The 12,737-nt window shown below is 61.8% G+C and carries 12 protein-coding genes; 3 read left to right on the top strand and 9 right to left on the bottom strand.

What is annotated here, in order from left to right:
• Positions 1-79: 79 nt before the first annotated feature.
• The 6 genes from CSQ92_RS00255 to CSQ92_RS00280 all read right to left on the bottom strand — a co-directional run bounded on the left by CSQ92_RS00255 (position 80) and on the right by CSQ92_RS00280 (position 7,552).
• A complete protein-coding gene (locus CSQ92_RS00255; protein WP_099392918.1) occupies positions 80-415 on the bottom strand; it encodes a hypothetical protein in 336 nt (111 codons plus the stop codon).
• A gap of 246 nt (positions 416-661) precedes the next feature.
• Entirely contained in the window at positions 662-1,585 is a 924-nt protein-coding gene (locus tag CSQ92_RS00260) for an SAM hydrolase/SAM-dependent halogenase family protein (RefSeq protein WP_083299500.1), read from the bottom strand.
• Positions 1,586-1,602: 17 nt separating this feature from the next.
• Positions 1,603-4,116: a TonB-dependent receptor plug domain-containing protein gene (locus CSQ92_RS00265; protein WP_257219086.1), complete on the bottom strand. Its 2,514-nt coding sequence runs from the start codon at positions 4,114-4,116 to the stop codon at positions 1,603-1,605.
• 126 nt (positions 4,117-4,242) lie between these two features.
• The gene (locus tag CSQ92_RS00270; RefSeq protein ID WP_099392920.1) at positions 4,243-5,130 is read right to left on the bottom strand and encodes an NAD(P)H-hydrate dehydratase; all 888 of its coding nucleotides are present in this window, start codon (positions 5,128-5,130) and stop codon (positions 4,243-4,245) included.
• Between the two features lie 17 nt (positions 5,131-5,147).
• Positions 5,148-5,912, bottom strand: a complete 765-nt coding sequence (locus CSQ92_RS00275; protein ID WP_034785117.1) for a histidine phosphatase family protein — start codon at positions 5,910-5,912, stop codon at positions 5,148-5,150.
• Between the two features lie 239 nt (positions 5,913-6,151).
• Positions 6,152-7,552 carry an L-cystine transporter gene (locus tag CSQ92_RS00280; RefSeq protein WP_099392921.1) on the bottom strand — a complete coding sequence of 467 codons (1,401 nt, stop codon included), beginning with the start codon at positions 7,550-7,552 and terminating at the stop codon, positions 6,152-6,154.
• 262 nt (positions 7,553-7,814) lie between these two features.
• Here CSQ92_RS00280 and CSQ92_RS00285 point away from each other — a divergent pair, with 262 nt between their 5' ends.
• Entirely contained in the window at positions 7,815-8,192 is a 378-nt protein-coding gene (locus CSQ92_RS00285; RefSeq protein ID WP_099387054.1) for a nuclear transport factor 2 family protein, read from the top strand.
• Between the two features lie 13 nt (positions 8,193-8,205).
• Positions 8,206-8,595 (top strand): hypothetical protein, encoded by a 390-nt coding sequence (locus tag CSQ92_RS00290; protein WP_070278007.1) that lies wholly within the window; start codon positions 8,206-8,208, stop codon positions 8,593-8,595.
• Positions 8,596-8,598: 3 nt separating this feature from the next.
• Here CSQ92_RS00290 and CSQ92_RS00295 read toward each other — a convergent pair whose 3' ends face one another.
• Both CSQ92_RS00295 and CSQ92_RS00300 read right to left on the bottom strand, forming a co-directional pair.
• Entirely contained in the window at positions 8,599-9,204 is a 606-nt protein-coding gene (locus CSQ92_RS00295) for an IMPACT family protein (protein WP_099392922.1), read from the bottom strand.
• Positions 9,205-9,271: 67 nt separating this feature from the next.
• Positions 9,272-9,529 (bottom strand): hypothetical protein, encoded by a 258-nt coding sequence (locus tag CSQ92_RS00300; protein WP_070278009.1) that lies wholly within the window; start codon positions 9,527-9,529, stop codon positions 9,272-9,274.
• A gap of 119 nt (positions 9,530-9,648) precedes the next feature.
• Between CSQ92_RS00300 and CSQ92_RS00305 the strand changes: the two genes are divergently transcribed.
• Positions 9,649-10,368 (top strand): AraC family transcriptional regulator, encoded by a 720-nt coding sequence (locus tag CSQ92_RS00305; RefSeq protein WP_257219087.1) that lies wholly within the window; start codon positions 9,649-9,651, stop codon positions 10,366-10,368.
• Between the two features lie 159 nt (positions 10,369-10,527).
• Here CSQ92_RS00305 and CSQ92_RS00310 read toward each other — a convergent pair whose 3' ends face one another.
• Positions 10,528-12,714, bottom strand: coding sequence for a KAP family P-loop NTPase fold protein (locus tag CSQ92_RS00310; protein ID WP_099392924.1), 2,187 nt, complete (start codon positions 12,712-12,714; stop codon positions 10,528-10,530).
• Between the last annotated feature and the right edge of the window lie 23 nt (positions 12,715-12,737).

Consider the following 12,737-nt stretch of genomic DNA (forward strand, 5'->3'; position numbering starts at 1 on the left):
CCAGCTTGCGCTGCGCCGTGGTATTTCAAGAGCCTTCCGCGGAAGGCTCTTTTTTTTGCCCGCCCGTCTGGCCAGAGTGCTAACTGTTGCGTGGCGGCGGCGTGGTCCCTATGCCCGTGCCTGTTCCCGGTGTCGTGCCGTTGGGGGGCGGCGTGGTGGATGGCGACGTGGTCGTGCCATCGGGGTTGGTGGTGGCGCCCGGTGTCATGCCAGGCGTGGCTGGCGTGGTGGCGTCCGGGTTGGTCGTGCCCGTGGTGCCGGACGTGCCGCTGGTGGCGGGCGGCGTTGCCGGTTCTGTGGCGGCGGGCGTGGCGGTGGTGCTGGTGTCATTGCGCTTGTTGCAACCGCCTAGCAGCGCACAGACGATGGCGCTGCCGAGGACGAGCTTGCTGGTGGTCAGGAGTGGAGCCGTCATGATTGTTCCTTTTCAGTGTAAGACTGTCAGACTGTCGTGGAAACGCATGCCTTGCCAGATTGCGTATCTGGAACAAGGCTGGCATCGCTTGCAAGGTTTAGAGTAGGCGGGCCGGTACAGGTTCACCGGACTTGCACACGCGTGGTGCTGGCAGGGGCAGGGGAGAGCGCTGCGTTTGACGCAGCGCAAATCCGCAAGGGATACGAGGTGGGCCAGGACAGGATGTCCCGGCCGCGTAAGGAGCGTTTATTTGGCGGCAGGGGCCTTGCTCACTTCCACTTCCCAATCCACACCCGATTCGACGTGGTGCTTGGCAGCAAAGTCACCCTGGCTGATGGCGACGGCCACGTCGAGCAGGCTGTTCAGGTAGACGAGCGGCTTGCCCTTGGCGACGCCGCCAAACGTGTGTTCGAATGGCGCCGTGACCTTGGCCACTTGCTTGCCTTTGTGCAAGATGCGCACTTGCAGTGGATCGTGCAGCTTTACCTGCAACTCGTCGAGCAGGGATTTCGGGATATTCGTCCACACATTGCCATACTTGACGTCCAGCACGGGCACGATGCCGCGGATGGTGTTGCCGTCGCGTACAGGTTTTTGATACGCGATCTTCACCACGGATTCGCTCGGCAATTGCGGACCCACCTGTTCATACGTGATGGCGCCCGACGCCAGGCGCGCGCCTACATACGCGTAAACGTCGCGGCCATGGAAGGTGTACGATTCGGCGGAACCCGCCAGGCGATTGACCTTTTCATCGATTTCACGCAGTTCGGCCACGCCGTCGCGCTCGGCGATCAGGGTGAACAGGCCATTGTCCGGCCCCACGAAATAGCGTCCACCCTTGGTTTTCAGCACCACCGACTTGCGCGCCGTGCCCACGCCCGGGTCGATGACGGACACGAACACCGTGCCTTGCGGCCAGTAATTGGCCGTCTGGTACAAACGATAGGCGCCCAGCCAGATGTCGTAGTCGGGAATCTGGTGCGTCAGGTCCGAAATGGTGAGCTGGGGATCGACGCCATAGGCCACGCCATGCATGGCCGATACGGCACCGTCGGCCGTGCCGAAGTCCGTCATGAGCACCAGCGGCGCGGCGGCCTGGGCGGACGACAGCAGGAGGGCGCTCAGGCAGGCGCCGGCGACGAGGTGGGAGATTTTCTTGATGATCATGGGTTCTTTCCGTGGCGTTAGAAGGTGTAGTTCAGCTTGGCGTAGAAGTACGCGCCATTGACGCCGATGGGGTTGATGAAATTGTAGGGCAGGGCGCCGCCATACGTGGCGTTATTCGTTTCCCGCACGCGCTGCGGATAGCGGTCGAGGATGTTGTTGCCGCCCACGCTCAAAGTCAGTTGCTTGCTCAGTTTCAATTGGCCTTCCAGGTCCAGCGACCAGACGGCACCGAAGCGCTGTGCGGGGATGCCGTCGATCAAGGGTGCATCGCTGTCGTAGGAAAAATCTTTCAGCTCGCCAAAGCGCGTGGCGCGCGCCTGCACGCCCCAGCCGGCCGCTTGCCAGTCGGCGCCGAGGATCAATTTGCTCACGGGTGACGCATGTTTGATGCGGAACAAACTCGTCTCCGTCAGCAGGGTCAGACTCGGATCGATGTTGGCCAGCGCGGCGGAACTCTGGTGCACCTTGTCGAGGCTGGTCTTGTTCAGGTTCAGCGCCGCATTCAGGTTCAGCTTGCCTGAGGTGAACGCCAGGTCATGGTTCAGCACCACGTCCAGGCCTTTTGTGCGCGTGTCGAGCAGGTTGGCCAGGTAGGCCACGGACTGGATGTCGCTGCGGCCGTTGGCGGCCAGGTAGGCCGTGACGGCGTCGCTTTGCAGGTCGCTCGAGCGGGTGATGCGGTCGCGGATGCGGATTACGTAGGCGTCCACCGTCACGCTGGTGGCGGTAGCCGGTTTCCAGGCCAGGCCCAGCGATACGTTGGTCGATTTTTCCGGTTTCAGCTGTTGCGCGCCGAAGCTGCGCGCCAGCGGATCGCTGGCCGGCAGCAGGGCCGCCGTTTGCAGTGCCGTGCCATCGGCGTTGAAGTTCAGTGTGGCGAAGCGGAAACCTGTCTGCACGAGGGCCGGCGCGCGGAAGCTGTTCGACAGCGAGCCGCGCACGAGGAAGTTATCCGTCACTTTATAGCGCGTGGACAGCTTGCCCGTGCTGGCGCTGCCGAAGTCGCTGTAGTGGGAATAGCGGGCGGCGGCGCCCACCAGCAGGCGCGGCGTGAGGTCGCTTTCCACGTCCGCATACACGGAGCGGATCTGGCGGCTGCCGTCATAGGCGTCCGAGGGGCGCAAGCCCGGTCCCGCCTGGGCGCCCGGCGGAGCGTCCGTGAAGCTGCCGGCCGCATACGAGGCAGGATCGCCGGCCGAGCTGGTGTAGGTTTCGCGCATCCATTCGGCGCCCACGGCCAGGCTCAATGGCGCGGGCAAGCCGATGTCGATGCTGCGTGTGGCATCGAGGTTCAAGGCATTCTGGCGGAAGTCGAAGCCGGCCAGATCAAAACGCGTGGGGCTGGCCGCACCCAGCGAAGCGTTGACGGAGTGGCTCACGCCATAGTCAAAGCGGTCGCTACCGTGGCGCGCGCTGGCGTCCCAGTTCCATTCGCCAGCGCTGCCGCGCACGCCGGCCACGATGCTGAGGTCGCGCTTGTCGCCATTGGTGACGGGGCGGTAGCCGTTCGGATACAGGGCCAGTACATTCGACGGGTCGCCCGGATAGCGGAAGTAGGCGCTGCCGTCCGATGTGCGTTCGTTGAGGGTGGCAAACGAGTACAGGTCCAGGCCGCTGTCCAGGGTGAGCTGGGTGTTGTAGAACAAATAGTGGTTGCGCTGGCGCGAGTCGCCCGACTTGAACACCACCTTGCCGTCGAGGGCCTGGTCGGCTGGCGTGAAGTTGTAGGAAGTCCAGCCCGCGTCGCTGGGGCCGGCCCGTTCCGTGGGCGAGCGGCGCCGCGTCTCCGCGCCGAAGCGGAAGAAGCCCGCCTCGCCCAGCGGCACGCCATAGTCGGCGTTGACGATGACGGTCTGGCCATCCGTCAGGGTCTGGTCGGTCGGGGCGAAATGCGTATGGTTGGCGCCATAGCTGACGGAAGCGGCGCCGCCCGTGCGGGCCTTCTTCAGCACGATGTTGATCACGCCCGCCACGGCATCGCTGCCGTACTGGGCGCCAGCGCCATCGCGCAGGATTTCGATATGGTCGATGGCGTTCGGTGGAATGGCGTTGATGTCGACCGGCACGGTGCCGGCAAAGCTGCTTTCCGTGTCGAGCACGGCGCTCGTGTGGCGGCGCTTGCCGTTGATCAGCACCAGCACCTGGTCGGGCGCCAGCCCGCGCAACTGGATGCCGCGCACGGAATCGGACGCGCCGCTCGACTCGATGCGGGGGAAGTTGATCGACGGCGACAGGTTTTGCAGGGCCGCGCCCACGTCGCCCGTCGCCAGCGCATTGCTCACTTCGCGCGCGCCGAAACGGTCGATGGGCACACTGCTGTCGAACACCGTGCGGTTGCGCGCGCGCGAGCCGACGACGGTGACCTGGTCGATGCTGGCGCCGGTCGTTTCAGCGGTGGTGCCTGTGCTGGCGCTGGCTTGCGCGTCCTGGGCCCAGGCGGGCACGGTGCCCAGCATGGCGCAGGCAAGCACGATGGCGCGCAGGCGCATGGCGGGAAGGGAGGCAGGGGTGGATGAATGGCGCGGATGCAAGGCGGTGTCCTTTGGGCTCGATTGGTGTTCGTATGGAAACAGTTGCAATGAGCTTAAGGGAGGCGCCCGCTGGCGCTAACGATTCTTTCTGGATATGCTTATGCTGTTGTTTCCACGCCGCGCAGTTCATGCGGCCAGATGGCGCAGCAGGGCGGGAATCTCGGCCGGGATTTCGCGTGCCAGGTAGCCGAGCCTGCCGAAGCGCAGGGCCAGCTGTTCGCCTGCCAGCGCATGCAGGGCGATGCCCCAGGCGCACGCCTGCTCCAACGGCGCGCCGCGCGCGGCCAGGCCCGTGATGATGCCGGCCAGGGTGTCGCCGGAACCGGAAATGGCCAGGCCGATATTGCCGCCTGCGTGAGCCCCGTGCGTCCGGCTGGTGCCGTCAGGCATGGCGATGACGGTCAGTGCGCCTTTCAGGGCGACGATGGCGTTCCAGCGCCGCGCCGCGTCCACGGCGCAGGCATGCGGGTCGCACAGCACGGCGTCTTTCGACAGGCCCATCAACTGGGCCAGCTCGCCCGCGTGCGGCGTCAGCAGCACGGGGTGCGCAAAACGGAAGTGCGCGGGCTTGCGCACGACCTGCATGGCGCAGGCGTCGAGAATGAGGCGGCTGCCGGCAAACAGGGGCAGCAGGTGGCGCATCAGCTCGCAGCTGGCGGTCGTGTCGCACATGCCTGGCCCGACGAGGACGGCGTCCACCTTGCCGGCCAGCGGCGCCAGCTGGTGTTGCGCCTCATGCCGGAAGCCGCCCAGCGCCGTCTCGTCCAGGCCAATGACCCGCGCCTCGGGCATGGCGATGGCTACCTGCGCCGCCACCGATGCGCCCGTCGCCAGGGTCAGCTTGCCGGCGCCCGCGCGCAGCGCTGCCGTGGCCGCCAGCAGGATGGCGCCCGGCATTTCCGCCGAGCCGGCAACGATCAGCAGGTGGCCGCGCACTTCCTTGTCGCCGTCGGGCTGCGGCATGGGCAGGGGCCAGGAGCGCAGCAGGGATGGGGTGATGTCGGTGGTGTCCATGCGTGACTCCGAAAAAACTAGGACTTGGGCGCGGCCGGCATGTCGGGCTGGGCCGTAACGGGTGTGCCGGCCGCTTCCAGCGGCGCGACGAAGTTGCACAGGTCCAGCTGCAGCTTGCCGTGCTTGCCCAGGGCGGGGTTGAAGGCGTAGGAGGTAACGCCGCAGTTGGGCACGTCGGCGGCCTTGTCGATGGCCAGGATGGCGTGCTCGTCGCAGCGTTCGAGCAGGTAGCGGAAGCAGTTGACGATGACCTGGTGGCCGACGATCAGCACCCGCTCTCCCCGGTATTCGCGGGTGATGGTGTCGAGCACGCTGCGCAGGCGCAGGATGACGTCGCACCAGCTTTCGCCGCCCGGCGGACGGAAGTAAAATTTGCCGACGTGCTGGCGCTGTTCGTGCAGTTCCGGGTACTTGCTGGCGATGCCGTGCACGGTCAGGCGGTCGAGGATGCCGAATTCCTTTTCGCGCAGGCGCTCGTCGGCCACCACGGAGGCGAGGCTGTCCGCATCGATGCGCGCCAGCACGGCTTGCGCCGTCTGCTGGGCCCGCACATACGGCGAGTAGAGCACCACGGTCGGTTGTTGTTCAGGGGGGAGGGTGGCGAACCAGTCGCCCAGGGCTTGCGCCTGGCGCGCGCCCAGCTCGGAGAGGGGAACGTCGACATCGCGCTCGGCGATGGCGATCAATAACTGTTTTTCCGCTTCTGCGGCATCGCGCGCCACGTTGCCGGCACTTTGGCCGTGACGCACGATCCAGATTTGCTGCGGCCATTTCTGTTCCATCGCCTTGCGCCTTCCTCTGTATTTATTGTTAATAAATATAGACGAAAGCGGCAAGGCGCGGCGCGCCGGTGGTGTGGCTGGACGCGCTTAAGAACGCCTAACAAAACCGTAGCGAGCGGAAGCGAGGCTCGGCGCCCCCGTTGGCTTGAGAAGCGGAACTGTGCGAATGTACGGGGGCGCCGAGCCAGTGAGCATCGGAAACCGCGACCCGCGACGCGCAGTAGGTTTGGTTATGCGTTCTAGGCGGTATGTTCCGCTTCGTCCAAGTCGGGCGCGTCGTCGCTGTTGTAGACGGCCAGGTCGGTTTGTCCCATGACCCGGCTGGTGACGGTGCCGGCCGTGATCGAGCCGCTCACGTTCAGGGCTGTGCGGCCCATGTCGATCAGCGGTTCGACGGAGATCAGCAAGCCGGCCAGCGCGACGGGCAAGTCCATCGCCGACAGCACGATCAGGGCGGCAAACGTGGCGCCGCCGCCCACGCCGGCCACGCCGACGGAACCGATGGTGATGATGGCCAGCAAGGGCAGCAGGAAGCTGATCGTGAACGGGTCGACGCCGACGGTGGGCGCGATCATGACGGCCAGCATGGCGGGATAGATGCCGGCGCAGCCGTTCTGGCCGATGGTCGAACCGAACGAGGCAGCAAAGTTGGCGATGCCTTCCGGCGTGCCCAGGCGCTGGGTTTGCGTCTGCACGCTCATCGGGATCGAACCGGCGCTGGTGCGCGAGGTAAACGCGAAGGCCAGCACGGGGAAGACTTTTTTCACGAAGCGCAGCGGATTGAGACCCACACCGGCGATGATGGCCAGGTGCACGAGGAACATCAATATCAGCGCGCTGTACGAGGCGACGACGAAGTTGATCAGTTTCAAGATGTCCGTGTAGCTCGACGACGCCACCACTTCAAACATCAGCGCGAATACGCCGTACGGCGTCAGGCGCAGCACCAGGGTGACCATGCGCATGACGATGGCGTGCGCCACTTTCATGAAGTTTTCGAAGGACGCGAAGATTTCCGGCTTTTTCGCCGCGATGCCCGTGGCCGAGATGCCGATGAAGATGGAAAATACGACCACGGCGATGGTCGACGTCTTGCGCGCGCCCGTCATGTCGAGGAATGGGTTGGTCGGCACGAAGCTGACCAGCAGTTTCGGCAGCGACAGGGCCTTCGCCGTTTCCAGCGAGCCTTGCAGCTGCACGCCGCGCGCCACTTCGGCGGCGCTCGACGTCAGGCCGACAGCCGTCAGGCCGAACAGCTTGGCCATCAGGATGCCCAGCGCGGCGGCGATGGTCGTGGTGATGAGCAGGGTGCCGATGGTCAGCGCACTGATCTTGCCCAGGGAACTCGCATCCTTGAGCTTTAGAATGGCGGAAATGATCGAGACCATGATCAGCGGCATGATGATCATCTGCAGCAGTTTGACGTAGCCGCTGCCGACGATGTCGATGTATTCATTGGTGCCGGCGATGATGGGCGAGCCGGCGCCGTACAGCCACTGCACGGCCGCACCGAGCAGCACGCCCAGGCCCAGGCCTGTAAAGACGCGCACGGTAAATGTCGCGTGTTTGCGTTGCTGGTGGAACATGAAAGCGAAGACGAGCAACGCAACGAGCAGGTTCAGGATGATGTTAATTGCCATGAAGGGGCCTTATCTTGGTTTTATTCGAGACTGCACGGAGCACATAAAACAGTACTACAACTGACAGCTGCCCCAGCCCGGGGCGGAAGGGCAAGCACTGTACAGTACTATGGTGGCGTTTTGCGCAATACCGCTGCGAATATTACGCTATATAAATATGCTCCACAGGCATAAGTCTTCCGGTGGATTGTGAAAAAGAAGATTTCATGCAAGCATGTTTTGCCTATTTATTAATGTCGTGCCAATTTTTTCAAGGAAAAAGATGAATGCTTTAACGGAAGTGCAGGTACTCGATGCGGAAGAACGCTTGCGCCTGGCCATGATGGCCTCCGACGTGGCTGTACTGAATGTGTTGCTGGCCGATGACTTGTTGTTTACCAATCACCTGGGTCATCTGCTGAGCAAACATGCGGACCTGGCCGCGCACGAGCAGCGGCTGCTGACCATCACGGACTTGCGCGCGTCCGAGCGCCATGTGCGTGTCAATGGCAACGTGGCCGTCGTCTCCGTGCGCATGCACTTGACAGGCAGCTATCACGACGTGGAAACGCATGGCGACTTCCGTTTTACGCGCGTCTGGGCGCAGGATGCGGCCGGCGCGCTGCAAGTGATCGCCGCCCATTCCGGCGTCGTGGCTTGAGGAGCAAGAGTTAGTGGATCATCGTTCCAAAGGGCAGCTGCTGGAAGCTGTCATCGCCGCCGGCCCGGCCACCCTGGCCATCACGGCCGGCTATCCCGTGCTGTTGTACAACCTGGTGCGCACCTGGGCCGACGCCCCCGGCGCCAATGCGCTGGCCGCGCTGTTGCTGACGGGCGGCTTGTGGGCCTTGCTGGAATTCTGGCGCATCGCCCTGGCGACCGTGGCGCGCAAGGCGTATGCGTTCAACTGGCGCTTCTGGCTGGCCATCGCCGGTTTTCTCGGTTGCTTCGTGCGTTTCGTGCCGGACATGCCGGCCGGACTGATGTTGTTGCTGATGGTGCTGCCGGCGCTGGCGTGGACGCATTTCATCTTGTTGCAGATCAAGCGCCCTGGCAACTTGTAAGTTTTATTCTTCCTCTTCGGCTTCTGCTTTCAGCCAGGCTATCCGTCCATTGCCTGCCTCATCCAGATGGGCCAGCAGGGCGGTGGCCGCCGCTTCCGTCAGGCTGAAGTCGAACAGCACGTGCTCGCCATGTTCCACGTTCAGCAGGGTGGCACCGGCGCCATCGAGTTCGCGGCGCAGCATGCCTTCCATCGCATACGGCACCGTGCAACGCAGGGTACGCTGGCGCACGATGGCCGTCTTTTCCGCCTGCAACAACGCTTGCGCCACGCTATCCGTGTAGGCCCGCACGAGGCCGCCCGCGCCCAGCTTGATGCCGCCAAAGTAGCGCACGACCGTCGCCAGCACGCCTTCCAGGTCCTGGTGGCGCAGCACGTCGAGCATGGGCCGTCCGGCCGTGCCGCTCGGCTCGCCATCGTCGACGGCCGCCGACTGCCCGCCCGCCAGCAGCGCCCAGCACACATGGCAGGCGCCCGGATGCTGCGCCTTCAAATCGTTGACCACCTGCTGCGCGCTGGCGCGGTCCGTCATCGGCTGCACGCAACCGATGAAACGGCTTTTCTTGATGATCAGTTCGCTGTGGACGGGGGCGGCAATGGTAAACGGCATGGCGGGTGCGAAGGCGGGCAAAGTAGCATGATAGAGGAAATGCGCGCCGGCGACGAGCCGGTGCCGCCTAGGCGCCCGATGGCGATACCAGTTCGCGCAGCGCCGCATCGCGCACTTGCACGATGTCGAACAGTCCTAGCGCGTGCAGGGCGGGCAGCGCTTCAATAATGTCGCGCTCGGCCATGCTCCGGTCGGCGTCGCTGCTGGTCTCGTCCAGCCATAGCCGGGCGTTGGCCAGGAAGGCCCCCACCGTTCCCTTGCGCACGGTGACGCCATTGAACTGGCCCTGGTTTTGTTGATCGGGTAATACGTCTTCTGCACGCATGATGCACTCCTGAATATCGAAAGACTTCACTGTATGATGATGGGATTGTCTTGTCTGCGTTGTTTATGTCATTCGATACGTCAAATCCGCCAATTTTTCCAGCGTCGCCGCTGCGCGCCATGCGCATTGTCCAGCCGCAGGAGCGGGTGACGGCGGCGCACCGCCATGCCAGCGGCCAGCTGTTCGGCGCCATGCGGGGCTTGCTTTCCGTTGCCGCCGACAGCGGGCAATGGGTGGTGCCGGCCAGCCACTGCGTGTGGATGCCGCCCCATCACGTCCATGCGCTGCGTTCCCATGGCCCGTTTGCGGGCTGGAGCGTGTATGTGGACGAGGCCAGTTGCGGCAGCTTGCCCGCCGCGCCGTGCGTGATGCGCGTCTCGGGTTTGCTGCGCGAGGCGGTGGGCCGCGCCTGCGCCTGGGAAGGCGGCGCACTGGACACCCGGCAGGCCCGGGTGGCGGGCGTGATCCTCGACGAGATCGCCGCCGCGCCGCACGAGGCCTTCGGTTTGCCTCTGCCGACGGACCCGCGCCTGCTGCGCGTGGCGCGCGCCGTGCTCGATGACCTAGCCGACGAGCAGGGCGTGGAAGCGCTGGCCGCCTGGGCCGGCGTGTCGCCGCGCACCCTGGCGCGCCGCTTCATGATCGAGACCGGCTTTGCGCCTTCGGCCTGGCGCCAGCGCGCCCGCATCCTGCGCGCCCTGGAACTGCTGGCCGCCGGCCGGCCCGTCACGACGATTGCACTGGACCTGGGTTACGACACCGTCAGCGCCTTTATCGCCATGTTCAAGCGGGTGATGGGCGTGACGCCGGGAAGGTATGGGGAAGGGGATGGCAGCTAATCGAGCAATATCGGTATTTGGCAAAGTGCAACTTGCTGCAGATAGAGACGGCCAAGGCTGAAATCGTGTACGAATGGCGGACTTGCCCCCCCCGCTTCCTTGACCCCGTTGACAGCTTGCCGCTAGTTGCTGCTGGAGCGTCTTCTGCTGGCCATTCCTTTAGCTCTGATTACCGCGCTTGATACCCTTAAGGCGAGTTGATTGCTCTTGGATTCCGGTAATGCGTTCTGGTATGGCTAGCGACCGCGTAAGCCACAAGTATTCATCCTTAAGTGTGGAATTTTCAATGCGGTTGGCAAGTAAAGTCGCATCCTCTACTAAGCTGTATGAGCTTAGCGTGTCGAAGGGACTATTTTCCACGTGTATTGATAGGAATTTTCGCAGCCCATTATCTGTGGCGCAAATTTTCGCTACAGATTGATAGGTTTCCTCATAGGCGAAATTAAGTTGTGCGAAACGATAAAGGATGGAGTGCATCCTTGATTCTCGCGAAAATGCACCTGAGTCTACGCTTTGTCGAACCTTGCCGCTCCAGCACGCGAGTGCCTCATCGACTTTCTTGCTATCAGCTATCAACTGGGATTCGTTTGGCTTGATCATCTCAGGATGCACGAGCCACTTCCCTTGTTCGAGAGCCGCTTCGAGCAGAACCTTCTCGGAGATCGAAAGTGGGGCTGTGTCTATAATTTGATTGAAGCATGAAATGCGATTGTCTACGGAGGATTTTCTGATCACTCTTGTCATCACCTTTGCGAATAATTCCGCAACGTCTTCGGTTAGGTCTGCATCCGTATCTGCGCGAATCGCCCGCGCTATCAGCGCCTCGGTGCTTCCATTGGATTCCACGACTGGGCAAGACGGCAAGTAGTTATATATCCATTCGAGTAGGAAAACGAGCTCTGGTTTTTCTGCATTTGCTAGCGTACTCGCAAGCAATTCTGGTTTGGCTAGCTTTTCGTGGATGTCGCTTGCCTCTGGTACGTTTTCTAGTGATGTCATGCGGAAGTACCTTGCCAGCCTGTCCGGGTCGGCGATATGGAGTTCCTCTTCTGGCGCTCTCTCGTGCTTTCCCAATCCTTCCGGGAAAAGAAATTTGCACACCTTTGTTGCGGCAATGTTGTCTGACTCATCTTCAGGCAAGTGCTTCGCCCACAGCGGCTTGTCATTTTTTCTTTCGGTTTCTGATTCAGCCCAGCCAGCCCAATCAAAATCTTCGTCATCGAAAGTTGAGTCACCTCGAAATGCGTGTCCTCCCGTGAAATCAGTAGGGTGACGGTGGACGTTATCACGGACGCGGGGGAAGCGCTGGGATAAGGCCTCGAAAACGATAACATCGAGCGCATTGACTTCCTTACTGGTTTCAGGGAGGCTTAACATCAGCCTGTTCATCAGTCGGATGACATCTCTAGGGTGGCGTGCAAGTCGAGTAAGGTGACCAACGGCTTTGGGGTATGCCGATGCCTCGTAGTCTCGTAACTTTATATTGAGACCCAACAAAAGCGCTTGGAGGTGTTTCTCAATGAAGTTTCTGAGCTGATATTCGAAAAGCGGTGGGATGGGGTAGGCTACTTGAATTATCTTCTCTAAGTAATACGATCCAGACGAAATACTGCCGTTTCCCAATGCCATCGCTACGATATCTCGATCGTACGCAAGGAGGTAGGTTGTTCTAGGAAAGTCCGCCACGGCTTTGATTGCCTGAACCACCGTGCGGATTTCGTCTGCTGGGAGCCGATCTACGTCGTCTACAATTACCACGATGGGCCGGTCTAGATCTCTAAGAGCTTCTACAACCTCTGCTTTTCGTTTGGCGAGATCGAGTGTCGGGATCAACTTTTTAAAATCGTCTAGAGTGTCACGGGCATCCTTCGCTCCTTCTGCAACGTCTCCAGCGATGCCTCCAATATCTTCTGCGATGTTTCCGGCAAAAGCTGCGCCGGGAACGTACTTGAGATATTTGAGGTGTTTGATCAATCCTACGTAACTTAGGAGCTTTTCCCCTGCCTTAATTGCTTTTTCGGGCAAATTAGGATTGAGACTGATGGCTGCCGCTATTTGTGTTACCAGTGCGTCGACGAGTACTCCTGTGTTGCTCACCATCCAAGGGTTGAAGTCGACAACGATAGGTTTTGCGATACCATCATCATATTCGGCTAATTCCCTCTTTGTGAAGCCGATAATGGTGCTTTTCCCACTCCCCCATCCGCCTTCAATGCCGACTACTAAGCCATCGCTTGCGCTAACCGACGAGAGTGCCCTTGCTAGTGATTTTGCGAAGTGACTGCGCCCTAGTGCGTCAAGCTCGGAAGGGCGATCTGAGATGTAGGTAGGTGCGGAAATGTTCATCGTTCTAGATTAACATTTTCGTT

Source organism: Janthinobacterium sp. BJB446, from assembly GCF_002735655.1.
In the GTDB taxonomy this organism is placed as follows: domain Bacteria; phylum Pseudomonadota; class Gammaproteobacteria; order Burkholderiales; family Burkholderiaceae_D; genus Janthinobacterium; species Janthinobacterium lividum.